Annotated in this window: 23 protein-coding genes; 4 read left to right on the plus strand and 19 right to left on the minus strand. The window is 68.2% G+C overall.

Features of this window, described 5'->3' with window-relative positions:
- Window positions 1-68: 68 nt before the first annotated feature.
- From ACT541_RS15900 to ACT541_RS15970, 15 genes are all read right to left on the minus strand, one after another.
- The gene (locus ACT541_RS15900; RefSeq protein ID WP_476138074.1) at window positions 69-761 is read right to left on the minus strand and encodes a protein-L-isoaspartate(D-aspartate) O-methyltransferase; all 693 of its coding nucleotides are present in this window, start codon (window positions 759-761) and stop codon (window positions 69-71) included.
- A gap of 123 nt (window positions 762-884) precedes the next feature.
- Window positions 885-1646, minus strand: coding sequence for a 5'/3'-nucleotidase SurE (surE, locus tag ACT541_RS15905; RefSeq protein WP_476138075.1), 762 nt, complete (start codon window positions 1644-1646; stop codon window positions 885-887).
- A 61-nt stretch (window positions 1647-1707) separates the two neighbouring features.
- Complete coding sequence (locus tag ACT541_RS15910) at window positions 1708-1842, minus strand: hypothetical protein (RefSeq protein ID WP_476138076.1); 135 nt, start codon at window positions 1840-1842, stop codon at window positions 1708-1710.
- A 99-nt stretch (window positions 1843-1941) separates the two neighbouring features.
- A complete protein-coding gene (locus ACT541_RS15915; protein WP_476138077.1) occupies window positions 1942-2211 on the minus strand; it encodes a hypothetical protein in 270 nt (89 codons plus the stop codon).
- A gap of 273 nt (window positions 2212-2484) precedes the next feature.
- Window positions 2485-3186 (minus strand): glutathione S-transferase N-terminal domain-containing protein, encoded by a 702-nt coding sequence (locus tag ACT541_RS15920; RefSeq protein WP_476138078.1) that lies wholly within the window; start codon window positions 3184-3186, stop codon window positions 2485-2487.
- A gap of 20 nt (window positions 3187-3206) precedes the next feature.
- Window positions 3207-3827 (minus strand): glutathione S-transferase family protein, encoded by a 621-nt coding sequence (locus ACT541_RS15925; RefSeq protein ID WP_476138079.1) that lies wholly within the window; start codon window positions 3825-3827, stop codon window positions 3207-3209.
- Window positions 3828-4017: 190 nt separating this feature from the next.
- Window positions 4018-4878 (minus strand): flagellar motor protein MotB, encoded by an 861-nt coding sequence (locus ACT541_RS15930; RefSeq protein ID WP_476138080.1) that lies wholly within the window; start codon window positions 4876-4878, stop codon window positions 4018-4020.
- A 21-nt stretch (window positions 4879-4899) separates the two neighbouring features.
- Window positions 4900-5670, minus strand: coding sequence for a motility protein A (locus ACT541_RS15935; protein WP_476138081.1), 771 nt, complete (start codon window positions 5668-5670; stop codon window positions 4900-4902).
- Window positions 5671-5865: 195 nt separating this feature from the next.
- A complete protein-coding gene (gene gatB / locus ACT541_RS15940; RefSeq protein WP_476138082.1) occupies window positions 5866-7347 on the minus strand; it encodes an Asp-tRNA(Asn)/Glu-tRNA(Gln) amidotransferase subunit GatB in 1482 nt (493 codons plus the stop codon).
- A 105-nt stretch (window positions 7348-7452) separates the two neighbouring features.
- Window positions 7453-8667 (minus strand): MFS transporter, encoded by a 1215-nt coding sequence (locus tag ACT541_RS15945; protein ID WP_476138083.1) that lies wholly within the window; start codon window positions 8665-8667, stop codon window positions 7453-7455.
- 165 nt (window positions 8668-8832) lie between these two features.
- A complete protein-coding gene (locus ACT541_RS15950) occupies window positions 8833-9801 on the minus strand; it encodes a hypothetical protein (protein ID WP_476138084.1) in 969 nt (322 codons plus the stop codon).
- Window positions 9801-11291, minus strand: coding sequence for an Asp-tRNA(Asn)/Glu-tRNA(Gln) amidotransferase subunit GatA (gatA, locus tag ACT541_RS15955; protein WP_476138085.1), 1491 nt, complete (start codon window positions 11289-11291; stop codon window positions 9801-9803). The genes ACT541_RS15950 and gatA overlap by 1 nt, the downstream gene beginning before the upstream one ends.
- A 55-nt stretch (window positions 11292-11346) precedes the next feature.
- Window positions 11347-11634 (minus strand): Asp-tRNA(Asn)/Glu-tRNA(Gln) amidotransferase subunit GatC, encoded by a 288-nt coding sequence (gene gatC / locus ACT541_RS15960; RefSeq protein ID WP_476138086.1) that lies wholly within the window; start codon window positions 11632-11634, stop codon window positions 11347-11349.
- Window positions 11635-11827: 193 nt separating this feature from the next.
- Window positions 11828-12205 (minus strand): hypothetical protein, encoded by a 378-nt coding sequence (locus ACT541_RS15965; RefSeq protein WP_476138087.1) that lies wholly within the window; start codon window positions 12203-12205, stop codon window positions 11828-11830.
- Between the two features lie 240 nt (window positions 12206-12445).
- Window positions 12446-13150 (minus strand): alpha/beta fold hydrolase, encoded by a 705-nt coding sequence (locus tag ACT541_RS15970; protein WP_476138088.1) that lies wholly within the window; start codon window positions 13148-13150, stop codon window positions 12446-12448.
- A 289-nt stretch (window positions 13151-13439) separates the two neighbouring features.
- On the opposite strand from ACT541_RS15970, the gene ACT541_RS15975 reads away from it, so the two are divergent.
- Window positions 13440-15044 (plus strand): DEAD/DEAH box helicase, encoded by a 1605-nt coding sequence (locus tag ACT541_RS15975; protein ID WP_476138089.1) that lies wholly within the window; start codon window positions 13440-13442, stop codon window positions 15042-15044.
- A gap of 371 nt (window positions 15045-15415) precedes the next feature.
- Window positions 15416-16480, plus strand: a complete 1065-nt coding sequence (locus tag ACT541_RS15980) for a GGDEF domain-containing protein (protein WP_476138090.1) — start codon at window positions 15416-15418, stop codon at window positions 16478-16480.
- Window positions 16481-16556: 76 nt separating this feature from the next.
- Here ACT541_RS15980 and ACT541_RS15985 read toward each other — a convergent pair whose 3' ends face one another.
- The 3 genes from ACT541_RS15985 to gyrA form a co-directional block, all read right to left on the minus strand.
- The gene (locus tag ACT541_RS15985; protein WP_476138091.1) at window positions 16557-17114 is read right to left on the minus strand and encodes a peptidylprolyl isomerase; all 558 of its coding nucleotides are present in this window, start codon (window positions 17112-17114) and stop codon (window positions 16557-16559) included.
- Window positions 17115-17154: 40 nt separating this feature from the next.
- Entirely contained in the window at window positions 17155-17655 is a 501-nt protein-coding gene (gene coaD / locus ACT541_RS15990) for a pantetheine-phosphate adenylyltransferase (RefSeq protein ID WP_476138092.1), read from the minus strand.
- A 176-nt stretch (window positions 17656-17831) separates the two neighbouring features.
- Window positions 17832-20588, minus strand: coding sequence for a DNA gyrase subunit A (gyrA, locus tag ACT541_RS15995; RefSeq protein ID WP_476138093.1), 2757 nt, complete (start codon window positions 20586-20588; stop codon window positions 17832-17834).
- A gap of 282 nt (window positions 20589-20870) precedes the next feature.
- On the opposite strand from gyrA, the gene ACT541_RS16000 reads away from it, so the two are divergent.
- Window positions 20871-21503: a MarC family protein gene (locus ACT541_RS16000; protein WP_476138207.1), complete on the plus strand. Its 633-nt coding sequence runs from the start codon at window positions 20871-20873 to the stop codon at window positions 21501-21503.
- Between the two features lie 356 nt (window positions 21504-21859).
- Here ACT541_RS16000 and ACT541_RS16005 read toward each other — a convergent pair whose 3' ends face one another.
- Window positions 21860-22456, minus strand: a complete 597-nt coding sequence (locus ACT541_RS16005; RefSeq protein WP_476138094.1) for a single-stranded DNA-binding protein — start codon at window positions 22454-22456, stop codon at window positions 21860-21862.
- A 414-nt stretch (window positions 22457-22870) separates the two neighbouring features.
- Between ACT541_RS16005 and uvrA the strand changes: the two genes are divergently transcribed.
- The gene (gene uvrA, locus ACT541_RS16010; protein ID WP_476138095.1) at window positions 22871-25843 is read left to right on the plus strand and encodes an excinuclease ABC subunit UvrA; all 2973 of its coding nucleotides are present in this window, start codon (window positions 22871-22873) and stop codon (window positions 25841-25843) included.
- Window positions 25844-26047 lie beyond the last annotated feature (204 nt).

Raw genomic sequence — 26047 nt, forward strand, 5'->3', positions numbered from 1 at the left:
GAAGTGGCCGGAATCCTCGCGGATTCGCGTCTTCGACCAGACGGCTCATGGTGAATCTCCACAGGCGCTCAGAGCGCCGCGGCGCGTCCCGGAATCAACGCGACGCGGCGCGTCGGGCCGAGATCCTCGCGTGCGAAGCCCTTGTCGGTTCGCGTGAAACGGGCGAGGACCTGACGTCCGCCCGCGGGTCCGACGGCGGCGACCAGAACCCCCTGCGGGGCGAGTTGGTCGAGGAGCAGGGTCGGCACCTCCTCGACCGCGCCGTCGAGCACGATGCGATGGAACGGCGCGTGGCGGGGAAAGCCCTCCAGCCCGTCGTGGACGGTGGGCACGACGTTGTCGAGACCGAGCGTGGCGAAGCGTTCGCGGGCGAGGTCGGCGAGCGTGCGGAAGCGCTCGACGGTGTAGACCTTGGTGCAGAGGCCGGCGAGGATCGCCGTGCCCCAGCCCGAACCGGTTCCGATCTCCAGCACCCGGTGCTCCGGCGCGATGCCGGCGGCCTGATGGGCGAGTGCGGTGACCGAGGGCGCATCGGAGGTCTGGCCGCATTCGATCGGCACGGGCCGGTCGGTCAGCGAGCGATCGCGATGGGGCGCGGCGACGAAGAGGCTGCGCGGCAGCGTCTCGATGGCGCCGAGCACGCGGCGGTCGTGCAGCCCCTTGGTGGAGAGCGCGAGGGCGAGCTTCGCCAGGGCCGTCTTCTCGCCGGCATCGACTTCGAGCTCGGCATGGACGAGAAGCGTGGCGTGACGGGCAGCCATGGGCGCGGCGCTCCCTTCTGGAACGGACGAGACGACCCGGACGGCCGGGGACGGCCGCCGCGATCGAACGGCCTTCCGCTCTAGCGCCAAATGGTTGATCAATTCGATACGGGCGACGTTACGTCACCTGCGAAAGACGGCATCGAGCCGTTCGTGTTCGGCTCGATCGGTCAGGTCGAGACGCAGCGGCGTCACCGAGATCTGGCCGCGCGACAGCGCCTCGAGGTCGGTGCCGCCACCCGGCGCGGTCGCCTGCGGCCGGTAGGAGATCCAGTAATAGGGATTGCCGCGGCCGTCGACGCGCGGCTCGATGCCGATGGTGGCGCCGTTGCGGGCGCCTTGCGTCGTCACCACGGTGCCGCGCACCTCGGCGGGGGCGAGCGGCGGGAAGTTGACGTTGAGCAGCGTGCCGGCCGGAATGCCGACCTCGAGCAGGCGGGAGAGCACCTCGGGACCATGGGTCTCGGCGCAGGTCCAGTCGGGCTGGCCGTCGATCGCCCAGGGGTAGGCCTGCGACAACGCCACCGAGGGAACGCCGAGCAGCGTGCCCTCCATGGCGGCGGCGATGGTGCCGGAATAGGTGACGTCGTCGGCGACGTTGGCGCCGCGATTGACGCCGGAGAGCACCAGATCCGGCTTTTCCGGCAGGATGTGGCGGATGCCCATGATGACGCAGTCGGTCGGCGTGCCGCGGACGGCGAAATGGCGATCGGAGATCTTGCGCAGGCGGAGCGGGTCCGACAGCGTCAGCGAATGCGCCTTGCCGGACTGGTCGGTCTCGGGCGCGACCACCCAGACGTCGTCGGAGAGTGCACGGGCGATGCGCTCGAGCACGCGCAGACCGGACGCATGGATGCCGTCGTCGTTGGTGATGAGGATTCGCATCGTGGGCCTCTCTCGAAGACCCCGAGTATCACGCCGCTTCGCAGGGCGGCAAGCCGGGCGATCACACCCAGAGGGTCGGCTCGTCGGCGGAGGGCCTGCGGTGGCGGCGGCGCAACAGGCGCCCGAACAGGCCGAAGCCGACCGCGAGAAGCAGAACGGCGACGACGATGCCGCCGATGACGTCGGAAGCCTTCATGACGCACCTCCCGTGCGGTTCACGCATCCTTCCCGGCCGTCGTCTCTTCGGGCACCGCCCAGGGGCGGCACCGCGCGGCACGGTCTCGGGTCGGTGCGATCAGTGGCAGCGGATCCACTCGCGCGCCTGACGCTGGGCCTCGGCGACCTCGGCCGAGGTCATCTCGGCGGCGATCTCCTGGCGGCGGACGGCGGCTTCGCGGTTGCCGCGGGCGGCGGCGAGGTTGAACCACATGTGGGCGGCGATCATGTCGACGTCGCCGTTGCGGCCGATCGAGCGATCGAGGCCCATCTGGAAGAAGACGTCGGCGGTGACGGCCTGCAGGCCCATGCCGGCGATCTCGGCGGAGTTCATTTCGAAGCGAGCCATGGTATTTCCCCTTCTGGTCCATGAGGCCGCCGATTTCTTCCGCGGCCGTCGTTCATGAGGGGAATACTGGCGAATTCGATTAAAATGCCCGTTAAATCCAATGGATAATCAAAGACGAACAACTTCGAAACGAACGGTGTATTTTACCGAGGATTCACGCTTCCGGCGCCGATTGTCGTTTCGATTCAAGGAAACCGTCGGAAGATCTGCGGAACCGCGGCAAGATTCGATTCACCGCGATTCCGCTTCTCGAAGAAAAGACGTTGCGCGACGTCAGCGCGCGCGCTGGCCGAAGAGCACCTTCTTGGCCTCGTCGTCGGTGGCGAGATCGAGCCTGAGCTCGCCGGCGAGCGCCAGACCGCGCCGGACGGCGGGACGGGCGAGGACGCGGTCGAGCCAGGCGGAGAAGGCGGGGAACTCCGCCTTGTCGATGCCCTGGCGCTCCCACAGCGTCGCCCAACCGACGATGGCGATGTCGGCGATCGAATAGTCGCCGGCGACGTAGTCGCGGTCCCTCAGCCGCTTGTCGAGCACGCCGTAGAGCCGGTGCGTCTCGTTGCGGTAGCGATCGATGGCGTAGGGAATCTTCTCCGGCGCGTAGATCGCGAAGTGGTGGTTCTGGCCGAGCATCGGGCCGAAGCCGCCCATCTGCCACATCAGCCACTGCTCGACCTCGACGCGGGCGCGTTCGTCCTTCGGGTAGAACGTCCCGAACTTGCGGCCGAGATAGAGCAGGATGGCGCCGCTCTCGAAGATCGAGATCGGCTTGCCGTCCGGGCCGTCGGGATCGACCAGCGCCGGCATCTTGTTGTTGGGCGAGATCTCGAGGAAGGCGGGGTCGAACTGGGCACCCTTGCCGATGTCGACCGGGATCACCTCGTAGGGAACCCCGAGTTCCTCGAGCATGACGGAGATCTTCCAGCCGTTCGGGGTCGGCCAGTAGTAGAGACGCAGCGGGGCGGCGGTTTCGGACACGGGTACCTCCGGGTTGCGGGTCAGGCGAGGAGAAGTTCGGCGGGCTCGGCCCATCCGGGCAGAGCCTCGACGCGGGCCATCCAGGCGCGGACGGCGGGACGGTTCTCGAGGTCGATGCGGGCGTCGCCGCAGTAGCGGACTGTGCCGTAGACATCGACGTCGGCGATGGTCGGGCGAACCCCGTCGAGCCAGGGGTTCGCGGCCAACCGGCTCTCGAGCAGGTCGAGCGCCATGCCGGCGAGCTGGAGGTAGTGCGCCGCGGTCGCGTCGTCGAGCGGGCGAATGCCGAGGACATGGGTACGGACGCGATAGACCGACGAGGCGAGGCGGTCGAAGTCCCAGTACATCCAGGCGCGAATGCGGGCGCGTTCGACCTCGTCGTGACCGCCGAGGCGGCCGGTGACGGTGGCGACATATTCGAGGATCGAGGCCGACTGGGCGATGTCCTTCCCCGCATGCTCGACCACCGGCACCTGCCCGAAGGGGGTGCGGGCGAGGAAGGCGGGCGTCTTCTGCTCGCCGGAGCGCAGGTCGACCAGCGTCACCTTCGGGCGGATGCCGCAGAGCGCCAGCATCAGCGCCGCCTTGTAGGACGGGCCGGACATCGGATTGGCGAAGAGGTGCCAGGAGGCGTCGGTCATCGGGGTCTCCCTGTCGTCGTTGTCGTCGTCGTCGTCGGAGCCGTGCTCCGGATGCGTCGAGACGAGCATGCAGGGCGGCGCCTGTCCATCGACGAGCGCCTCGCCCGGCCCTCACAAGGGCGTGACGACGCGAACGCCCGCGCGGGGTCGGTCGCGCGGGCGTCGGGGGACGACGGAGGTGGGGACCCCGTCAGTCGAAGGGCTTGGGCGGCAGCGGCGGCGGCTCGTGGACGAGCAGGATGTCGATGCGCCGGTTGGCGGCGAGCAGCGGCTCGTTGGGGAAGAGCGGATCGGTGTCGGCCTTGCCGACGACCGAATCGAAGCGGTCGTTGGGCACGCCGTATCCCGACAGGATCTCCTCGACCGCGACGGCACGACCGGCGGAGAGATCCCACGGCGACAGGCCCTTGCCGGCCCAGCGCGAACCGCCCGCCGTATGGCCGGAGACGCGGATACGGTGCGGCATGCGGGCGAGCGGACCGGCGAGCTTCGACAGGATGGTGCGGGTGAACTCGTAGGGTTGCTTGGAGCCTTCCGCGAACATGGTGCGGCCGTCCTGGTCGACGAGGCGGATGTTCAGGCCCTCGTCGGTCTCCTCGAACATGACGTGTTTGGAGACCTCGGTGATCTCCGGCATGTCCTGCAGCGCCTGACGCAGCGAGGCGGCGGCGGTGAGGAACTGCTTGGGCTTCTCCTCCTTGGCCTGCTCGAAGTCGTGGGTGTTGTTCTCGGGGCCCTGCTGCGAGCGCTTGTCGTTGGACAGCGCCGAGGTCTCGGCGTCGAGCTTACGATCGACGGCGGAGCTCTGCTTGATGAACTTGCGCACCGGCAGGCCGTCGCGCTCGATCATGCCGGCGGTACGCGGGATCGGCTGGACGCCGAAGGCATCCTTGAGCGAGCCGGAGGCGTCGGCGAGCTTCTGCTTGTCCTGGTTGGCGGAGGCCAGCAGCATGACGAAGAAGGCCATGAGCAGCGCCATCAGGTCGGCGAAGGTGATGACCCAGGCCCCACCGTGTCCGCCGCCGCCGCCGTGTCCCTTCTTCTTCGCCATGGGGGCTCCTCACCCGTCCGATCAGGCCGCTTCGGCGAAATCGCCGCGGTGCTTCGACGGCATGTAGGAGATCAGCATGTCGCGGATCACCGCCGGCGACTTGTTCTCGCGGATCATCAGCACGCCGTCGATGACGAGCGTGTGGTTGATGTTCTCCTCGAGCGACTTGATCTGCAGCTTGTCGGCGATCGGCAGCGCGACGACGTTGGCCATGACCGCGCCGTACAGGGTCGTCAGCAGCGCCACCGCCATGCCGGGGCCGATCTTCTTGGGGTCGTCCATGTGGGCGAACATCGACACGAGGCCGATGATGGTGCCGACCATGCCCATGCCCGGCGCCGCGTTGCCCATGAAGTTGAACAGCTTGTTGGCGTCGTCGATGCGCTCGATGTGCAGGTCGCGCTCGCGCTCGAGCGTCTCGCGGATGATGTGGAGATCGAAGCCGTCGGCGATCATCCGCATGCCCTTGGCGAGGAACTCGTCCTCGATCTCGACCGCCTCGAGGCCGAGCGGGCCCTGCTTGCGGACGATGTCGGCGAGTTCGGCGATCTTCTCGATCATGTCGCGCGGCTTGACGTGATGGTCGAAGGCGACGGTCTTGAGACCCGTGGTCAGCGCCTCGATGAAGCCCTTCATGGTGAAGCGCGCCATCGTCGTGGTGATGGCGCCGCCGATCACGACGTTGGTGGCGAGCAGGTCCATGAACATGGAGAGCTTGGAGCCCTCCATGAAGACGGCCAGGATGAGCACGCCGAAACCGCCGCCGATACCGAGGAAAGTCGCAATGTCCATGGATCACTCGCGCCCACGCGGGAAAGCCTGTCCTAGGCCTTCCTCGGGGCAGAGTGTCGGCGATCAAAGGTAACGAAGCGTTACCGAGGCGCGTTTTGCGTCAACCATGTCAGGGGCGAGAGGGGTGCCGCGGAGACGACGAAGCCGCGCCTTTCGAGGGGCGCGGCTTCGTGAAATCTTCCGGCGTCGTGGGACTCACTCGAGCCCGAGCTTCGCCTTCAGGATGTCGTTGACGGCCTGCGGGTTGGCCTTGCCGCCGGTCTGCTTCATCACCTGACCGACGAACCAGCCGGCGAGCGTCGGCTTCACCTTGACCTGCTCGACCTTGTCGGGGTTGGCCGCGATCACCGCGTCGATCGCCGCCTCGATGGCGCCGGTGTCGGTGACCTGCTTGAGGCCGCGCTTCTCGACCAGTTCCTTCGGGTCGCCGCCTTCGGCCCAGACGATCTCGAACAGATCCTTGGCGATCTTGCCGGAGATCGTGCCGTCGAGAATCAGGTCGATGACGCCGCCGAGCTGGGCGGCGGAGACCGGGCTCGCCTCGACCCCCAAGCCTTCCTTGTTCAGGCGGCCGAAGAGCTCGTTGATCACCCAGTTGGCGGCGATCTTGGCGTCGCGGCCCTTGGCGACCTCCTCGAAGAAGTCGGCGGAGGCGCGCTCCAGCGTCAGCACCATCGCGTCGTAGGGCGTCACGCCGTAGTCGGCGATGAAGCGGGCCTTCTTGGCGTCGGGCAGTTCCGGCAGTTCGGCCTTCAGCGCGTCGACGTAAGGCTGGTCGAACTCGAGCGGCAGCAGGTCGGGATCGGGGAAGTAGCGATAGTCGTGCGCCTCCTCCTTCGACCGCATCGAGCGGGTCTCGCCCTTGCCGGGATCGAAGAGCCGCGTCTCCTGCTTGATCGTGCCGCCGTCCTCGATGATGCCGATCTGGCGACGCGCCTCGTATTCGATCGCCTGACCGACGAAGCGGATCGAGTTGACGTTCTTGATCTCGCAGCGGGTGCCGAGCTCGCCGCCGGGCTTGCGCACCGACACGTTGACGTCGGCGCGCATGTTGCCCTTGTCCATGTCGCCGTCGCAGGTGCCGAGGTAGCGCAGGATGGTGCGCAGCTTCGAGAGATAGGCCTTGGCCTCGTCGGCCGAGCGCATGTCGGGCTTCGACACGATCTCCATCAGCGCGACGCCGGAGCGGTTCAGGTCGACGAAGGTGTGGGTCGGCGACTGGTCGTGGATCGACTTGCCGGCGTCCTGCTCGAGGTGCAGACGCTCGACGCCGACGGCGACGGTCTCGCCGCCCTCCATGTCGAGATGGATGGTGCCTTCGCCGACGATCGGGCTCTTGAACTGCGAGATCTGATAGCCCTGCGGCAGGTCCGGATAGAAGTAGTTCTTCCGGTCGAAGACGGACTTCAGATTGATCTGCGCCTCGAGGCCGAGGCCGGTGCGGATCGCCTGCTTGACGCATTCCTCGTTGATCACCGGCAGCATGCCGGGCATGGCGGCGTCGACGAGCGAGACGTGATCGTTGGGCGCGCCGCCGAATTCGGTCGAGGCGCCGGAGAAGAGCTTGGCGTTCGAGGCGACCTGGGCATGGACCTCGAGGCCGATGATGATTTCCCAGTCACCCGTCGCGCCCTTGAGGTACTGCGACGGCTTGGCGATACGGAACGCGGTGAACATGAGAGCCTCGAGTGGGTAGGAACGTCTGACTCACTGGGTAGTGCGGATCGAGCGGCGGTTCAAGGACTTCGGCGCGCGGAGGGCGTCCGCCGCGCGCCTCTCCCCTCACGCCCGCGCCTTCTTCAGGTTGGGCAGGAACACCGTGAGCAGGCCGATCGCCGGAAGCCAGGCGCAAACCTCGTAGACGAAGCCGATCGAGGTGCGGTCGGCCACCTCGCCCAGCACCGCGGCGCCGAGGCCGCCGAAGCCGAAGGCGAGGCCGAAGAACAGGCCGGCGATCATGCCGACGCGGCCGGGCACCAGTTCCTGGGCATAGACCAGGATCGCCGAGAAGGCCGACGACAGGATCAGGCCGATGGCGATCGACAGGACCAGCGTCATGGTCGGACCGACGTGCGGCAGCAGGAGGGAGAACGGCAGGACGCCGAGGATCGACACCCAGATCACCGCCTTGCGGCCGATGCGGTCGCCGATCGGGCCGCCGGCGAGCGTGCCGACCGCCGCTGCGCCGAGGAAGACGAACAGGTAGAGCTGCGCGTCCTGCACCGACATGTGGAAGGTCTCGATCAGATAGAACGTGTAGTAGCTGGAGATCGACGCCAGATAGACGTTCTTGGAGAAGACCAGCGCCATCAGGATGGCGATGGTGCGGATGACCACGGCGCGCGGCAGGGTCGAGGCGGGCCTGGCGGCACCGGCCGCATGGGCCTTGCGCTTCGAACGGCCCCAGATGCCGACGCGGGTCAGGATGGCGATGCCGACGAGCGCCAGCACGGCGAACCACGCGACCGACGAGCGCCCGTTGGGCAGCACCACGAAGGCGGCGAGCAGCGGGCCGAGCGCGGTGCCGGAGTTGCCGCCGACCTGGAACAGCGACTGCGCCAGACCGTGACGGCCGCCGGACGCGAGGCGCGCCATGCGCGAGCTCTCGGGGTGGAAGACCGACGAGCCGGTGCCGATCAGGCCGACGGCGACGAGCAGTACGCCGTAGGTCGGCGCCACCGCGAGCAGCAGCAGGCCGATCAGCGTCGAGCCCATGCCGATCGCGAGGCTGAAGGGCTGGGGATGGCGGTCGGTGAAGATGCCGACCAGCGGCTGGAGGATCGAGGCGGTCACCTGGAAGCACAGGGTGACGATGCCGATCTGGCCGTAGTCGAGCGAGAAACTGTCCTTGAGGATCGGATAGGACGCCGCGACGAGCGACTGCATCGTGTCGTTCAGCATGTGCGACAGCGACAGCATGACGAGGATCGACCAGGCGGTCCCCTCGGCGGCTGTCGGGCGGGCGGGACTTGCGGCGCTCTCCGTCGCGGCTGTCATCGGCGTGTCCTCGTGTCTCGCGTCGCGGGCGGTCGATCGACCGCGATCGGCGCCGCTCTCCGGCGGGCCGCGAAGTCTGCGTCGCGCGGGACGGTACGTAAAGATACGCCGGATGCAGAGGAGCCGAGCGGCCGGTGCAGAGGCACGGAGCCCCTCCCCGCCCGCTCACCGCGGCAGGTCGTCGCCCGCCCTGCCCTGCCAGCGTTTGACGATGGCCTCGTCGGGCGTCTCCGCGACGCATTGGCCGGCGACGAAGAGGCCCTTCTCGATCAGCGCGTGGTGGTCCTTGTCGCGCCCGCCCGTCGAGATCGCCACCGGGCGACCGCCGGCCTTGGCCAGCGCCAACACGAAGGGCAGCTGGAACTCGGCCGGAACCGCGCTGTCCTGCGGATCGGTCAGGACGAAGAGGCGGGTGCCGCCGTCGCCGGCGATCTTCGGGGCTATGGCGGGAACGTCGCCCATCGGGTCGTAATGCGCCCGCGCGCCCGACGTGCGGAAGGTGATGCCGTAGCGCTTGGCGAAGGCGCGGAAGTCGAGCGGGCCGGAGGCGATCACGGCGCAGCCGATGTCGTCGCGCGACGCCACCAGCGCCGGCACCAGCATGGCGCCGCCCGACTGGCCGACGAGGTGGAAGCCGGTCGCGCCTTCCTTCGCCGCGATGGCGTCGAGCGCCTTGGCGGTCACGTCGACTTCGAGCGCGGTGCGGCGGTCGCCGTGCCAGCCCGACGAGCCGTTGAGCCCCATGCGACCGAAGAAGATCACCGGAGACTTCAGCCTTCCGGCCCAGACCTTGGCGGCGATGTCGATGAACTCGGGCGCCTGGGTCAGATAGCCGGGGTCGACCTCGCGGCGGCCCTTGTCGTCGAGGCCGAGGACGTCGCCGGTGAAGAAGACGATGGGCGCAGCGCCCTTCATCGGCCCGGAGGCGTAGTAGCGGATGCAGATGCCCTTGCCGAAGCTCTCGACGTAGACGGTTCTCGGCGTCTTCGCGCAGGCCTCACGCGACACCGTCGTGCCGTTGATGACGTCGGCGGCGGAGAAGAGCTTGGCGACGGGCTGGCCCTGCGCGAAAGCAGTGCCGCCGCCCGAGAGGGCGGCGACGAGCAGGCTCGCGAGGAGGCCGGCGGCGCGCATCACCACCACTGCGCCGGCGTGAAGTGACCGGCCGACTGCTCGAGCACTTCGCCGACCTGGAACAGCGTCTCTTCCTCGAAGGGACGGCCGATCAGCTGCAGGCCGAGCGGCAGACCCTTGGAGTCGAGGCCGGCGGGCACCGTCATGCCGGGAAGACCGGCCATGTTCACCGTCACGGTGAAGATGTCGTTCAGGTACATCTCGACCGGATCGCCGCCCGACATCTCGCCGATGCCGAAGGCCGACGACGGGGTGGCGGGCGTCAGCACGGCGTCGACGCCGGCGGCGAAGGCGAGGTCGAAGTCGCGCTTGATCAGGGTGCGGACCTTCTGCGCCTTGACGTAGTAGGCGTCGTAGTAGCCGGCCGACAGCACGTAGGTGCCGATCATGATGCGGCGGCGGACTTCCGAGCCGAAGCCGGCGGCGCGGGTCAGCTCGTAGGTGTCGGTGATGTCGTCGCCTGTGACGCGCAGGCCGTAGCGGATGCCGTCGTAGCGGGCGAGGTTCGAGGAGGCCTCGGCCGGAGCGACGATGTAGTAGGCCGGCAGGGCGTACTTGGTGTGGGGCAGCGAGATCTCGCGGATCTCGGCGCCGGCCGCCTTCAGCCAGGCGATGCCTTGGCTCCACAGCGTCTCGATCTCGGCCGACATGCCGTCGACGCGGTATTCCTTCGGAATGCCGATGACCTTGCCCTTGATCGAGGTGCCGATCGAGGCCTCGTAGTTCGGCACCGGCAGATCGACCGAGGTCGTGTCCTTGGGGTCGACCGAGGCGAAGGACTTCAGGAGGATCGCGGCGTCGCGCACGGTGCGGGCGAAGGGGCCGGCCTGATCGAGCGACGAGGCGAAGGCGACGATGCCCCAGCGCGAGCAGCGGCCGTAGGTCGGCTTGATGCCGACGGTGCCGGTGAAGGCAGCGGGCTGGCGGATCGAGCCGCCGGTGTCGGTGCCGGTGGCGCCGGCGCAGAGGCGCGCGGCGACGGCGGCGGACGAGCCGCCCGAGGAGCCGCCCGGCACCAGCGGGGTCGGGTCGATCGAGCCGTCGGCGGCCTTGCGGCGCCAGGGGTTCACGACCGGGCCGAAGCAGGAGGTCTCGTTCGACGAGCCCATGGCGAACTCGTCGTTGGCGAGCTTGCCGAGCATCACCGCACCGTCGGCCCAGAGGTTCGACGTCACCGTCGACTCGTAGGGCGGCACGAAGCCGTCGAGGATCTTGGAACAGGCGGTCGTGCGCACGCCCTCGGTGCAGTAGAGGTCCTTGACGCCGAGCGGGATGCCCTCGAGCGCGCCGACGGTGCCGGAGGCGCGGCGGGCGTCCGACGCCTTCGCCATCTCACGGGCCTTCTCCGGCGTCTCGAGCACGTAGGCGTTGAGCGCGCGGGCCTTCCCCATGGCGGCGAGATAGGCGTCGGTCAGCTCGACGGCGGTGAAGGTCTTCTTCGCCAGCGCGTCGCGGGCTTCGGCAATCGTCAGGGCGGTCAGATCGGTCACGGGCGGAAATCCATCTGGTGAGGCAGGCGGGAGGATCGGCGGGCGTTCGCCCGGATCACTCGACCACCTTGGGAACGACGAAGAAGTCGTCTTCGGAGAGCGGCGCGTTGGCCGTCACCTTCTTCGGGATACCGCCGTCGGTGACGACGTCGGCGCGCTTCTTCATGGCGATGGGGACGATCGAGGTCAGCGGCTCGACGTCGGAGACGTCCAGCTCGGAGAGTTGCTCGACGAAGCCGAGGATCGAATTGAGTTCGCCCTGGAGCTTGTCCACCTCCTCTTCGGCGACGCGGATGCGCGCGAGATGGGCGACGCGGACGACGGTCGAACGATCGACGGACATGGGAACCTCGGGAACCACGGAAGACATCGGGAAGGCGCGCGAACCCGCGGGGTCGCGACGCGTGGCCGTTTCTAACACCCGCCGGAAGGGACGCGCAATCGCCGCGACCGCGGGCCGGCACCGCGCGATCCCGAACGCAAAAACGCCCCGGACCGGCCGGGGCGTTTGCGTCGGACGCGCGCGGTGCGTGCGATCACTCGAGCTCGGCCGAGGTCTGATCGGCCTTGCGGTTGTAGTGGATGGTGATCTTCGACACCTTGCACAGGTCGATGTTGTCCCAGATGGCTTCGGAATCGTCGTCGTCATAGACGACCTTCAGATCCCACATGCAGGGCTTGGCGGCGCGATGGAACTTGATCTCCCAGCTGCCGCCGTCCTCGAACGTGTCCTTGCCGAGCACGTCCTCTTCCCAGTCGTTCGACTTGGAGGGCGAGACATAGACCTCGGAAATCGTGTAGCCGGTCTTGTTGACGAGCATGAAGTTCTGCTTGCCCTCCTCCGAGACGGCCGGGGCGGCGAAAGCGAACGACAGGCCGAGCGCGGCGACGGCCGCGACGATGAACTTCTTCATGGGTCCTCCTCCCGCGGCGTCGGAGACGCATCGCGGACCACGTGACGTCGACATGCGGCCGCCGAACTGGTCGAGCCGGACGTCGAAGGCCCATCAAGAGGTTACGACACGGAAACGTCAACGGTGGGGGGCGCCGGAATCTGCCGAAATCGCGAGCAGATTACGTAAATGGACGGATGGACTGGAATATCAGCACCCTGAAGTTGCCGACCGCCAGATCCATCGACCGTTGGCATGCCGTCACCCTCGCCCTTCCAGCCAGTCTCGCAATGCCTCCGTCACCGCCGCGGGCGCCTCGATCGGCGACAGGTGGCCGGCGCCGGGCACGACGACGAGGCGGGCACCGGGAATGCGTTCGGCCATGTCGCGGGCGAGATCGGGCGGGGTGAGCTGATCGTCTTCGCCGACGAGCACCGTCGCCGGGCAACGGATCGCGGCGAGCGAGGGGCGGCTGTCGATCCGCGTCAGAATCGCCTTCTGCTGACGCACGAAGGCGTCGGGGCCGGTGTCGTCGGCCATGGCGCGGACGCGGGCCTGCAGCGCCTCGTCGTCGAGGCGGGCGGGGGCGACGAGACGGGGATACTGCATGGCGGCGATCTTGGCGAAGCCGCCCCGCTCGGTGATGTCGATCAGCTGACGGCGGACCTCGGACTGTTCCGGCGCGTCGGCATCGGCGCGGGTGTCGAGGAGGCAGAGGCGCCCGACGCGTTCGGGGGCGACCCGCAGGATCTCCATCGCGACGTAGCCGCCCATCGACAGGCCGGCGAGTGCGAAGCGCGGCGGCGCATCGGCGAGGATGGCGGCGGCGATCGCGGCGATCGTCTCGGCGCTTCCGTGATCGGCGACCATGACGGCCCGACCGGCACCCAGCGCCGCGACCTGATCGACCCACAGAGAGGCCGTGCAGTTGAGACCGGGAATCAACAGTAGCGGAAGCATCGTCATGTCGTTCTCCTCGATCGATCCGGTCGGCGCGGGCCGTTCGCGGCGCGCGCGACGGAGGACCCGACCTCGCCTCGCGTCAATAAACGCGAGCGAACGACTCGGCAAATCTCGACCCTACTCGACGGAAAGGGGCGAATCAGTTTGACTTTCGCGCGACCTCGTCTATTTTTCCGGCCGAGATCTCGCACTGCACAAAGATTCTGCCCGCGGACCTCGCTTCTCGTCGAGACGCCAGCAACCGTGCGCGTCGCGGGACGACCAGGTCGCAATCCCGGGCCCGATGGACAACATGACCTTCAACGAACTCGGACTCTCCGACAAAGTCCTCGCGGCCGTCGAAGCGGCCGGCTATTCCACCCCGACGCCGATCCAGGCCCAGGCCATCCCGATGGTCCTCGAACTGAAGGACGTCTGCGGCATCGCCCAGACCGGCACGGGCAAGACCGCCGCCTTCGTGCTGCCGATGCTGACCCGCCTCGAGCAGGGTCGGGCGCGAGCACGCATGCCGCGCACCCTGATCCTCGAGCCGACGCGCGAACTCGCCGCGCAGGTCGAGGAGAACTTCGACAAGTACGGCATCAACCACAAGCTCAACGTCGCGCTGCTGATCGGCGGCGTGTCGTTCGACGAGCAGCTGAAGAAGCTCGATCGCGGCGTCGACGTGCTGATCGCCACGCCCGGCCGCCTGCTCGACCTGTTCGGTCGTGGCCGCCTGCTGATGTCCGGCGTCGAGATCCTCGTCATCGACGAGGCCGACCGCATGCTCGACATGGGCTTCATCCCGGACATCGAGAAGATCTGCAAGCTGATCCCGCCGTCGCGCCAGACGATGATGTTCTCGGCGACCATGCCGCCGGAGATCCAGCGCCTCGCCGACCTGTTCCTGCGCAACCCGGTCCGCATCGAGGTGGCCAAGCCCGCCTCGACCGCCAAGACCGTGTCGCAGTTCCTCGCCGCCGCCGGCCGCGAGCCGCAGGACAAGCGCGACGTGCTGCGCCGGCTGATCCGCTCGGCCGAAGACCTGAAGAACGGCATCATCTTCTGCAACCGCAAGCGCGACGTGCAGGTCGTCTGGCGCAGCCTCGAGAAGCACGGTTTCTCGGTCGGCGCGCTGCACGGCGACATGGAACAGCGCGCCCGCATGGCGATGCTCGACGGCTTCCGCGGCAACAAGCTGACGCTGCTCGTCGCCTCCGACGTGGCGGCGCGCGGCCTCGACATCCCGGACGTCTCCCACGTCTTCAACTACGACGTCCCGATCCATTCCGAGGACTACGTCCACCGCATCGGCCGCACCGGCCGCGCCGGACGCTCGGGCACCGCCATCACGCTCGTCACCGAGCTCGACGGCAAGCATCTCGCCGCCATCAAGAAGCTGACCGGCGACGAGATCTCGTGGATCGGCCCGACGCTCGAAGAACTGCCGCCGAGCGACGGCACGTCGCGCAGCCACGACGGCGAACGCCGCGGTCGCGGAGGTGCGCGCGGTGGACGCGGCGAGGCGCGCGAGGACGGCCGTCGTCGCGACGGACGCCGCAGCAGCCCGCGTCGCGAAGAGGCCGAGACCGTCACTGCGACGGCCGGCGAGGAAGCCGCCGCTCCGGCGCCGCGTCGCGAGAAGGCACCCCGCACGAGCGACACCCCGCGCGCCGAGGCGCCCCGCGCCGAGCGCAAGAGCCCGCCGCGCGGCGAAGCGGGCGGCGAACGCCGCTCCGCGCGTCCCGAGAGCGGCCGCGTGCCGCGTCCGAGCGACGACCTCGGTCCGGTGCGCGCCGGCGATCGCTTCGCGGCCCGTCGCGGCCGCGACGAGGACGGCGGCGAGGAGACGCCGGTCGGTCTGGGCGATCACGTCCCGGCCTTCCTGCTGCGCCCGGTCCGGGCCGGGCGCTCCTGACGCGCCGAGCACGTTGTGCTCAGCGTGACATTACGCTTTTTCGGCGTATCCGGACAATGACGCATGCGCTGCATGCAATGCGTATCCACGCCGCCGCAACGCATCGTTGCGGCGGCGTTGCATTCGGCCGCGCCGATGCTCGATCGCATCTCGAGAACACTTTGTCGCAACCGCTCTCTTCCTGAGATCAATGGTGGGACGAAACACCGGCAACGCGTCGCGAGCGGTGCTTCTTCCAGCGAGGACTATTCTTCTCCCGGTTGTTTCTTTACCCTGGATTAAGCGATTCCTGCGATTCTGCACCGGTGTCGTGCAGGGGAGTGACGGCATCGAATTCGGCTGCTGGTCGGCCGGGCGGGAGAGCGGGACCGATGACGGACAGGGACGATTTCAAGCGGACGATCGTCTACGGTGAAAACGCCGTCGGCCACATCCGCAAGAACGAGCTCCCCGCCTATCCTCGCAATTACGAGCTCTGGTACACCTACGCCGCGGGCTTCAATCACGCCCTCAACAAGTCGATCAACGAGATCATCCGCTCGCGCGGCAAGATCACCGCGACCGAGATCGATCACCTCTACGACCAGTTCGTGGCACCGACGCGGATCGGCGAACGGATCGACGACGTCGGTGGGCGACTGAGCCGCGAGATCGCCGGTGTCGCCGGCATGCTCGAGACGCAGATGGCCTCGACCGCGGTCTACTCGACCTCGCTCGGCGAGGCGCAGGCGGCGCTGGCGGGCGCCCGCGACGGCGAATCGATCGAGACCATCGTCACCGGGCTGATCGACGCGACGCGCGATACGGTGTCGGCCAACCGGCAGCTCGAACAGCAACTCGTCGAATCGCGTCGCCAGATCACCGAGTTGCAGGAGAGCCTCGAGGCGATCCGTTACGAGAGCCTCGTCGACGACCTGACCACGCTCGCCAATCGCAAGCACTTCGACCAGTCGCTGGAGCGGATGAACGACGAGGCGGCCCATTCGGGGCAGCCCTTCTCGCTGCTCTTCACCGACATCGACCACTTCAAGAACTTCAACGACACCTACGGCCACCAGACCGGCGACCAGGTGCTGCGCCTCGTGGCGCTGGCGGTGAAGCAGAACATCAAGGGTCAGGACATCGCCTTCCGCTACGGCGGCGAGGAATTCGCGGTGATCCTGCCGCGCACGCCGCTCGATCAGGCGGTGATCGTCGCCGAACACATCCGCGAGGCGGTCTATTCCAAGGAACTGGTCAAGCGCTCGACCGGCGAGAACCTCGGCCGCATCACCATCTCGATCGGCATCGCCGAATGGCGGCCGTCGGACACGCCCGCCTCGATGATCGAGCGCGCCGACACCTGCCTCTATGCCGCCAAGAAGGGCGGACGCAATCAGGTCCGCTGGACCGTCGAGGCCCCGGCCGACGGCAAGCGCGGCACCAAGGTCGCCTGATCCGACCGTCTCCGACACGACACGAAAAAGCCCGGCCTCGCGGCCGGGCTTTCGCGTTTTCGGACGGGCGCGCCGCTCATTTCACGTCGGCGGCGACCTGCAGCTTCACGATCACGTCGGGGCCGTCGACCATGCCGTTCAGCTCCTTCGGACCCTTCTTGATCTGATCGACGAACTCCATGCCCGAGACGACCTCGCCGAAGGCGGTGTACTGGCCGTTCAGGAAGGAACCGTCGGCGAACATGATGAAGAACTGCGAGTTGGCCGAGTTGGGGCTCGACGCGCGCGCCATGCCGAGGGTGCCGCGCGAGAACGGCATCGGGTTGAACTCGGCCGGCAGGTTCGGCAGGTCCGAGCCGCCGGTGCCGTCGCCCTTGGGGTCGCCGGTCTGCGCCATGAAGCCGGCGATGACGCGGTGGAACTTGAGGCCGTCGTAGAAGCCGCGACGGGCGAGCAGCTTGATGCGCTCGACGTGCTTGGGGGCGATGTCGGGACGCAGGCGGATGACGACCTTGCCCGACTTCAGGGTCAGGATCAGCTGGTTCTCGCGATCGTCGGCCGCCGGGGCGGCGGCACGGGCGGTGGCGGCGAAGGGCAGAGCCGCAAGCGCGGCGAGGAGGGTTCTGCGAAGCAAGGCACGTACTCCGGATGGGCCGACGGTGTCGGCGGAAGGGTCAGGACGCGGACCGGGCCCGTTCGGCGAGGCGTCGGGCGACGCTCTCGGGGGCGAAGGGCCGGACGTCGCCGCCCATCGCCGCGATCTGACGGACGAGCGTGGCGGTGATGTGGCGGACGCCGGGGGAAGCCGGCAGGAAGAGCGTGCGGATCGTCGGCGCCATGGCGCCGTTCATGCCGGCCATCTGCATCTCGTAGTCGAGATCGGTGCCGTCGCGCAGGCCGCGGACGATGGCGACCGCGCCGACCCGGCGCGCCGCCTCGACCACCAGATCGGAGAAGGCGACGACGTCGACGCGGGCCTGATCGACGCCGAGGGCCTCGACCGTCTCGCGGATCATCTCGACGCGTTCGTCGAAATCGAACAGCGGCTTCTTGCCCGGATGGACGCCGATCGCCACCACGACGCGGTCGGCGAGATCGAGAGCCTGGGCGAGCACGTCGACATGGCCGTTGGTGACCGGGTCGAAGGACCCCGAATAGAGAAAAGTCCGGCTCATGCGCGTCGTCTCGCCTCCCCTCGCCGGCGCCGTTCGTTCGCGGCGCATCGGACGACTGTCTTAGGCCGAAACCCCGCCGGGCTCAACGCGTCGTGCCCCCATCGCCCGTCCGAGACGACGAAACCCGCCCGCGGAGATCCGCGAGCGGGTTTCGATGTTGGTTGCGACCGAGGCGATCAGACCTCGGCGTCGCCCTCGCCCGCCTCACCGTCACCGACGTCGACATCGGCGTCGTCGCCGGTCTCGTCGTCGCGGATGCGCTCGACGGAGACGACGCGTTCGGCGTCGGCCGTGTTGAAGACGATGACGCCCTGGGTGGAGCGGCCGGCGACGCGGATGCCGTCGACCGGGCAGCGGATCAGCTGGCCGCCGTCGGTCACCAGCATGATCTGGTCGGCGTCCTCCACGGGGAAGGAGGCGACCAGCTTGCCGTTGCGCGGGCCGGTCGACATGGCGACGATGCCCTTGCCGCCGCGTCCCGTGGTCCGATACTCGAAGGACGAGGTGCGCTTGCCGTAGCCGTTCTCCGAGATCGTCAGCACGAACTGCTCGGAGGCCGACATGGCGGCGTAGCGGTCGGTGTCGAGCTGACCGGTGCCGGCCGTGGCCTCCTCGTCGGAGCCGCCTTCCGCCTCGGTCTCGCCGCGCATCAGGCGCGCCTGCTTGAGGTAGAGCGAACGTTCGTCGGAATCGGCCTCGAAGTGGCGCAGGATCGCCATCGAGATGATGGTGTCGTCGTCGGCGAGGGTGATGCCGCGCACGCCCATCGAGTCGCGGCCCTTGAAGACGCGGACCTCGGGGACGGGGAAGCGGATGCACTGGCCGAGCGCCGTCGTCAGCAGCACGTCGTCGTTCTCGGTGCAGGTGTCGACGCCGACGATGCCCTCGCCCTCGTCGAGCTTCATGGCGATCTTGCCGTTGCGGTTCACCTGGGTGAAGTCCGACAGGGCGTTGCGGCGGACCGAACCCGACGTGGTGGCGAACATCACGTCGAGCGTCGCCCACTCGCCCTCGTCCTCCGGCAGCGGCAGGATCGAGGTGATGCGTTCGCCGGCCTCGAGCGGGAACATGTTGACCAGCGCCTTGCCGCGCGCCTGCGGCGCCGCCAGAGGCAGGCGCCACACCTTGGTCTTGTAGACCTGACCGCGCGACGAGAAGAACAGGATCGGCGTGTGGGTCGAGGCGACGAACAGGCGGACGACGAAATCCTCGTCCTTGGTCGCCATGCCCGAACGGCCCTTGCCGCCGCGACGCTGCGCCCGATAGGTCGACAGCGGCACGCGCTTGATCCAGCCGGCGTGGGTGACCGTCACCACCATGTCCTCGCGGGCGATCAGGTCCTCGTCGTCGACGTCGCCGGCGACGTCGAGGATCTCGGTCTTGCGCGGGGTGGCGAACTCGGCCTTCACTTCGGCGAGCTCGTTCTTGATGATCGTCAGCATGCGCTCGCGCGAGGCGAGGATTTCGAGATAGTCGGCGATCTCGGCGGCGAGCTTCTCGAGCTCCTCGGCGATTTCGTCGCGACCGAGAGCCGTCAGGCGCTGCAGGCGCAGGTCGAGGATGGCGCGGGCCTGTTCCTCGGAGAGCTTGTAGGTGCCGTCAGCGGCCACGACGTGGCGCGGGTCGGCGATCAGCTCGATCAGCGGCGCCATGTCCTTGGCCGGCCAGGCGCGCTCCATCAACTGGGCACGCGCGGTCGCGGGATCCGGCGCGGCGCGGATCAGGCGGATGACCTCGTCGATGTTGGCGACCGCAATGGCGAGGCCGACCAACACGTGGGCCCGGTCGCGCGCCTTGTTGAGCAGGAAGCGGGTGCGCCGGCCGATCACCTCCTCGCGGAAGGCGACGAAGGCGACCAGCATGTCCTTGAGAGTCATCAGCTGCGGGCGGCCGGCATTGAGCGCCACGAAGTTGCAGCCGAAGGTCGATTGGAGCTGGGTGAAGCGATAGAGCTGGTTCAGCACCACGTCCGACATGGCGTCGCGCTTCAGCTCGATCACCACCCGGTAGCCGTCACGGTCGGATTCGTCGCGAACCTCGGCGATGCCCTCGATCTTCTTCTCGCGCACCAGTTCGCCGATGCGCTCCACCATCGAGGCCTTGTTGACCTGATAGGGGATGTCGGAGATCACGATCGCCTCGCGGCCGCCGCGCGCGATCTCGGTCTTGACCCGACCGCGCATGGTGACCGAGCCGCGGCCGGTGGCGTAGGCCGAGCGGATGCCGGCGCGACCGAGGATGACGCCGCCGGTCGGGAAGTCCGGACCGGGGACGATCTCGGTCAGCTCCTCGATCGACATCTCGGGACGGTCGATGAGGGCGATCGTCGCGTCGATCACCTCGCCGAGATTGTGCGGCGGGATGTTGGTCGCCATGCCGACGGCGATGCCGCCGGCGCCGTTGGCCAGAAGGTTGGGGAAGCGCGCCGGGAGCACCATCGGCTCGCGCTCGGTGTTGTCGTAGTTCGACTGGAAGTCGACGGTGTCCTCGTCGATGTTCTCGAGCAGCTTGTGGGCCGGCTTGGCGAGACGCACCTCGGTGTATCGCATGGCCGCGGCGCTGTCGCCGTCGACCGAGCCGAAGTTGCCCTGGCCGTCGACCAGCGGCAGGCGCATCGAGAAGTCCTGCGCCATGCGCACCAGCGCGTCGTAGACCGCCTGGTCGCCGTGCGGGTGGTACTTACCGATGACGTCGCCGACGACGCGGGCCGACTTGCGATAGGCCTTGTTCCAGTCGTAGCCGTTCTCGTGCATCGAGAAGAGGATGCGCCGATGCACGGGCTTCAGACCGTCGCGGACGTCGGGCAGCGCACGGCTCACGATCACGCTCATGGCGTAATCGAGGTAGCTGCGCTTCATCTCGTCGGCGATGGAAATCGGCTTGATCTCGGAGGCGTCGCCGCCACCGATGGGGGTATCGTCTCGACCGGACAAAGGTGTCTCTTTCCCTCTCGCGAACGGGCGCGAATCTCTGCTTCGAAATCACGACCGGACAGTCGCGTCGGAATACACGATTTCGCCTCGAAAAGCCAATCGAAGAGCCGGATTTTCAAGGAAGATCGGCTTTGACGGAACGAGTTTCCCCGCCATTTCGGGCACCATTCGGGCAAAGACGTCGAGGCGGTGGAAAACACCCCGCGCAAAGCCTCTCGGGGCGTCCTTCCGCCCCCTCGGAAGCGCGGCCTCGGCATGCTAGAACCGGCCGCAACCCGAGGGATCCCCATGCTCGATTACCTGCTCGAAGCCTTCGTCACGCTGTTCGTGACGGTCGATCCCCTCGGGCTCGCGCCGCTCTTCATCGGGCTCACCGCCGGCATGGGGCCGAAGGACCGGCGGCAGGTGGCGCTGAGGGCGACGTCGATCGCCACTGCGGTGCTGATCGTGTTCGCGCTCGCCGGCGGCAAGCTGCTGGCGCTGCTCGGCATCTCGCTGCCGTCCTTCCGCATCGCCGGCGGCCTGCTCCTGTTCTCGACCGCGTTCCAGATGGTCTTTTCGCAGAAGGAGCCGCGCGACAAGTCGGACGCCGACCGCGCCGTGACGCTCGATCACATTCGCGACATCGCCGCCTTCCCGCTGGCGATCCCGCTGCTCGCCGGCCCCGGCGCGATCTCGGCCTCGATCCTCGCCGCCTCCAAGGCGCCGTCGGTCGCGGCGTTTGCCGGCTTCATCGGTCTGATCGTCGCGGTGATGGGCATCGGCCTCGCGGTCTTCCTGCTCGCCGACCCGATCGACAAGCGCATCGGCGAGACCGGCCGCGTCGTCATCGGCCGTCTGCTCGGCCTGCTGCTCGCCGCACTCGCCGTCCAGTTCGTCGCCGACGGCATCCGCGCGATCATCGCCGGCGGGTGAGGCGGGAGGGGCAGCGAGGCGCCCCGCCACCCGGACCACGTGCTCCTGGGAATTTCGCGGTGCATCCGCGCCCCACGCTCCCTTCGGGTCTCTTTGCACCATTCGGCCGAGCCGAGTTCGACGCCGTGCGTGATGCTTCGAGACGGCGTTCTTCGAACGCCTCCTCAGCATGAGGCGTTTGTCTTTCCTGAGAAATCTCCAGAACCTCATCCTGAGGAGCGCCGCAGGCGCGTCTCGAAGGATCGCGCACGGCGCCGATCCGAACCTCATCGAAGCGGCGCGAACGAAAACGCCCGCCGGAGCGGAGGGCTCGGGCGGGCGCCAAAAGGTCGATCGGTGCGATCGGTCGATCCCGATCAGAACGGGATCTCGTCGTCCATGTCGGAGGCCGGGGGCGGGTTGTAGCCGCCGCGGGCGCCGCCGGCGCCGCCCGACGCACCGCCGCTCGCCGACGCGCCGCGACCGCCGCCGTAGTTGCCGCGACCGCCACCGGAACCGCCGGCGCCACCGCCCCAACCGCCGCGCTCGCCGCCGCCGAAGTCGTCGCCGCCACCGAAGTCACCGCCGCCGCCACCGGCAGCCGCGCCGCCACGGCCGCCGCCGGGACCGTCGAGCATGGTCAGGGTCGAGTTGAAGCCCTGCAGCACGACCTCGGTCGAATAGCGCTTCTGGCCCTGCTGGTCTTCCCACTCGCGGGTCTGGAGCTGGCCCTCGAGATAGACCTTCATGCCCTTCTTCAGGTACTGCTCGCAGACCTTGGCGAGGCCCTCGTTGAAGATCACCACGCGGTGCCACTCGGTCTTCTCGCGGCGTTCGCCGGAATTGCGGTCGCGCCAGCTCTCCGACGTCGCGATCCGCAGGTTGACGATCGGGCGACCGTCCTGGGTGCGACGGATTTCGGGATCGGCGCCGAGATTGCCGACGAGAATGACCTTGTTGACGCTTCCGGACATCGCTTCCTCCTCGGCAAACCGGCCGTCGGCTTCCTGGGCGCCCACGACGGCGCCACCACGGGCGCGGCCGCGCGCCGGACGAGCCGGGCTGAGACCCCACCCTTAGCCCGTCGCGACCGCGATCGCGACGCCCTCGCCCACCGCACGGCGCAGCGGGCGGTGTTTTTCCACAACAGTCGGCGCGAACAGAGCCGATCCGCGCCCTCCGCCGTGGTCACGCGCGCGTCGTGCTCTAGACTGGGTCTCGAGACACCGTCTCGCCGCCGGGGAACGGGCTTGCATCCGTTCTTGTTGTGTTCTATTCCGGGCACGGCGGAAACGCAAGACGGATTCCCGAGGGTCCGGCAGCGATCGATCGGCGCCCACGGGCGACGAGACGGCGCGTCCGGCACGACCCGAGCGGCAGGAGCGACGATGAGCGAGCCGAAGGCGAAGCCCGGCAGGAAGAACGGCGCAGCGACGCCCAGCGGCGAGGCGGCGACGCGCGAAGCCGCCGCGATCGCGACGCGGCAGCTGTTTGACCATGCCCGCACGACGATCTCGATCCGCGGCGCGCGCGAGCACAATCTGAAGAACGTCGATCTCGACCTGCCGCGCGACAGTCTGGTGGTGATGACCGGCCTCTCCGGCTCGGGCAAGTCGTCGCTCGCCTTCGACACGATCTATGCCGAGGGCCAGCGCCGCTACGTCGAGAGCCTCTCGGCCTATGCCCGCCAGTTCCTCGAGATGATGCAGAAGCCGGACGTCGACCAGATCGACGGCCTGTCGCCCGCCATCTCGATCGAGCAGAAGACGACGTCGAAGAACCCGCGCTCGACGGTCGGCACCGTCACCGAGATCTACGACTACATGCGCCTCTTGTTCGCGCGCATCGGCGTCCCCTATTCGCCGGCGACCGGCCTGCCGATCGAGAGCCAGACGGTCAGCCAGATGGTCGACCGCGTGCTGAGCCTCCCCGAGGGCACGCGGCTGTTGCTCCTCGCCCCCGTCGTGCGCGGGCGCAAGGGCGAATATCGCAAGGAACTCCAGGACTTCCAGAAGAAGGGCTTCCAGCGCGTCAAGGTCGACGGGACGCTGTACGAGATCTCGGAGGCCCCTGCCCTCGACAAGAAGCTGAAGCACGACATCGAGGTGGTGGTCGACCGCATCGTGGTGCGCGGCGATCTCGCCACCCGCCTCGCCGACAGTTTCGAGACGGCGCTCGGCCTCGCCGAGGGCATCGCGTTTGCCGAATTCGTCGACGAGAAGGACGACAAGGGCGCGCCGAAGCGCCTCGTCTTCTCCGAGAAGTTCGCCTGTCCGGTCTCCGGCTTCACCATCGCCGAGATCGAGCCGCGGCTCTTCTCCTTCAACAACCCGTTCGGCGCGTGCCCGACCTGCGGCGGCCTCGGTTCGGAGCAGAAGATCGATCCGGAGCTGGTCGTCCCCGACGTGTCGCTGAGCCTCGCCAAGGGGGCGATCGCGCCCTGGGCGAAGTCGGCGTCGCCCTTCTACGGGCAGACGCTCGAGGCGCTCGCCAGGCACTACGGCTTCGCCATGACGACGCCCTGGCGCGACCTGCCCGAGGTCGCCCACAAGGTGATCCTGTGGGGGACGGGGCGCGAGGCGATCGAGTTCGCCTACGACGACGGCCTGCGTCACCACAAGACACGCAAGACCTTCGAGGGCCTGATCCCGAACTTCGAACGGCGCTGGCGCGAGACCGAGAGCGAATGGTCGCGCGAGGAGATCGAGCGCTATTTCGCCACCACCCCCTGCCGCGACTGCGGCGGCCATCGGCTGAAGCCCGAGGCGCTGGCGGTGAAGATCGACGGACGCCACATCGGCGAGGTCTCGGCGCTGTCGATCCGCGCGGCGCTGCCGTGGTTCCTCGGCCTGCCGGAGCGCCTGACTTCCAAACAGAACGAGATCGCCGCCCGCATCCTCAAGGAGATCCGCGAGCGGCTGCAGTTCCTCGACGACGTCGGTCTCGACTATCTGACGCTCGCCCGCAACTCCGGCACGCTGTCGGGCGGCGAGAGCCAGCGCATTCGCCTCGCCTCGCAGATCGGCTCGGGGCTGACCGGCGTGCTCTACGTCCTCGACGAGCCGTCGATCGGCCTGCACCAGCGCGACAACGAGCGTCTGCTCGAGACGCTGAAGCACCTGCGCGACCTCGGCAACACCGTCATCGTCGTCGAACACGACGAGGACGCCATCCTCGCCGCCGACTATGTCGTCGACGTCGGTCCGGGTGCCGGCATCCACGGCGGCGAGATCGTCGCGCGCGGCACGCCGGCCGAAGTGATGGCCGATCCGAACTCGCTGACCGGAAAGTATCTCTCGGGCGTGCTCGAGGTGGCGGTGCCGAAGAAGCGGCGGCGCGTCGATCCGGGCCGGGCGATCAAGGTCGTCGGGGCGCGCGGCAACAATCTGAAGAACGTCACGGCGGAGATCCCGATGGGGGTCTTCACCTGCATCACCGGCGTCTCGGGCGGCGGCAAGTCGACCTTCCTGATCGACACGCTGTTCCGCGCGGTCGCCCGCAAGCTCAACGGATCGAAGGAGAATCCGGCGCCGCACGAGCGCATCGAGGGGCTCGAGCTGCTCGACAAGGTGATCGACATCGACCAGTCGCCGATCGGCCGCACGCCGCGGTCGAACCCCGCGACCTATACCGGCGCCTTCACGCCGATCCGCGAGTGGTTCACCGGTCTGCCGGAGGCGAAGGCGCGCGGCTACGGGCCGGGGCGCTTCTCGTTCAACGTCAAGGGCGGGCGCTGCGAGGCCTGTCAGGGCGACGGCGTCATCAAGATCGAGATGCACTTCCTGCCGGACGTCTACGTCACCTGCGACACCTGCAAGGGCAAGCGCTACAATCGCGAGACGCTCGAGGTGACGTGGAAGGGCAAGTCGATCGCCGACGTGCTCGACATGACCGTCGACGAGGGCTGCGAGTTCTTCGCCGCCATGCCGGGGATCCGCGACAAGCTCGAGACGCTGTCGCGCGTCGGGCTCGGCTACATCCACATCGGCCAGCAGGCGACCACCCTGTCGGGCGGTGAGGCGCAGCGCGTCAAGCTGTCGAAGGAACTGGCGCGCCGCTCCACCGGCCGCACGCTCTACATCCTCGACGAACCGACGACCGGCCTCCACTTCCACGACGTGGCCAAGCTGCTCGAGGTGCTGCACGAACTGGTCGACCAGGGCAACACGGTCGTCGTCATCGAGCACAATCTCGAGGTGATCAAGACGGCCGATTGGCTGGTCGACCTCGGCCCCGAGGGCGGCGACGGCGGCGGCGAGATCGTCGCGGTGGGTCGCCCCGAAGACGTCGCGGCCGAGCCGCGCAGCCACACCGGCCGCTTCCTCGCCGACCTGCTGAAACGGCGGCCGGGCAAGCGCTGAACGGGGCCGAACGCGGCGCGCGCGCCGCGTCGGCGGGCGTCGCGGCGGACTTCACGATCCCGCGAGCCCTGCGGGCAGCGTGGCTCCCATGGGCCACGCCCACGCCGGCGGCATGGCGCGAAAGACGGCGGTTTTCGCCGCTTTTCGCCCCATCCCATACGAAAAAGTCATACGTTGTTTACGAGCCATGCGTTTTCGCATGAT

This window comes from Pinisolibacter sp. DMC100, from assembly GCF_056313705.1.

What these genes read in the sequence shown, in the direction of transcription:
- ACT541_RS15900 (WP_476138074.1), bottom strand. Translation starts at nt 761, where the DNA reads ATGGCTGCCCGTCACGCCACGCTTCTCGTCCATGCCGAGCTCGAAGTC.
- surE (WP_476138075.1), bottom strand. Translation starts at nt 1,646, where the DNA reads ATGCGAATCCTCATCACCAACGACGACGGCATCCATGCGTCCGGTCTG.
- ACT541_RS15910 (WP_476138076.1), bottom strand. Translation starts at nt 1,842, where the DNA reads ATGAAGGCTTCCGACGTCATCGGCGGCATCGTCGTCGCCGTTCTGCTT.
- ACT541_RS15915 (WP_476138077.1), bottom strand. Translation starts at nt 2,211, where the DNA reads ATGGCTCGCTTCGAAATGAACTCCGCCGAGATCGCCGGCATGGGCCTG.
- ACT541_RS15925 (WP_476138079.1), bottom strand. Translation starts at nt 3,827, where the DNA reads ATGACCGACGCCTCCTGGCACCTCTTCGCCAATCCGATGTCCGGCCCG.
- ACT541_RS15930 (WP_476138080.1), bottom strand. Translation starts at nt 4,878, where the DNA reads ATGGCGAAGAAGAAGGGACACGGCGGCGGCGGCGGACACGGTGGGGCC.
- ACT541_RS15935 (WP_476138081.1), bottom strand. Translation starts at nt 5,670, where the DNA reads ATGGACATTGCGACTTTCCTCGGTATCGGCGGCGGTTTCGGCGTGCTC.
- gatB (WP_476138082.1), bottom strand. Translation starts at nt 7,347, where the DNA reads ATGTTCACCGCGTTCCGTATCGCCAAGCCGTCGCAGTACCTCAAGGGC.
- ACT541_RS15945 (WP_476138083.1), bottom strand. Translation starts at nt 8,667, where the DNA reads ATGACAGCCGCGACGGAGAGCGCCGCAAGTCCCGCCCGCCCGACAGCC.
- ACT541_RS15950 (WP_476138084.1), bottom strand. Translation starts at nt 9,801, where the DNA reads ATGCGCGCCGCCGGCCTCCTCGCGAGCCTGCTCGTCGCCGCCCTCTCG.
- gatC (WP_476138086.1), bottom strand. Translation starts at nt 11,634, where the DNA reads ATGTCCGTCGATCGTTCGACCGTCGTCCGCGTCGCCCATCTCGCGCGC.
- ACT541_RS15965 (WP_476138087.1), bottom strand. Translation starts at nt 12,205, where the DNA reads ATGAAGAAGTTCATCGTCGCGGCCGTCGCCGCGCTCGGCCTGTCGTTC.
- ACT541_RS15970 (WP_476138088.1), bottom strand. Translation starts at nt 13,150, where the DNA reads ATGACGATGCTTCCGCTACTGTTGATTCCCGGTCTCAACTGCACGGCC.
- ACT541_RS15975 (WP_476138089.1), top strand. Translation starts at nt 13,440, where the DNA reads ATGACCTTCAACGAACTCGGACTCTCCGACAAAGTCCTCGCGGCCGTC.
- ACT541_RS15980 (WP_476138090.1), top strand. Translation starts at nt 15,416, where the DNA reads ATGACGGACAGGGACGATTTCAAGCGGACGATCGTCTACGGTGAAAAC.
- coaD (WP_476138092.1), bottom strand. Translation starts at nt 17,655, where the DNA reads ATGAGCCGGACTTTTCTCTATTCGGGGTCCTTCGACCCGGTCACCAAC.
- ACT541_RS16005 (WP_476138094.1), bottom strand. Translation starts at nt 22,456, where the DNA reads ATGTCCGGAAGCGTCAACAAGGTCATTCTCGTCGGCAATCTCGGCGCC.
- uvrA (WP_476138095.1), top strand. Translation starts at nt 22,871, where the DNA reads ATGAGCGAGCCGAAGGCGAAGCCCGGCAGGAAGAACGGCGCAGCGACG.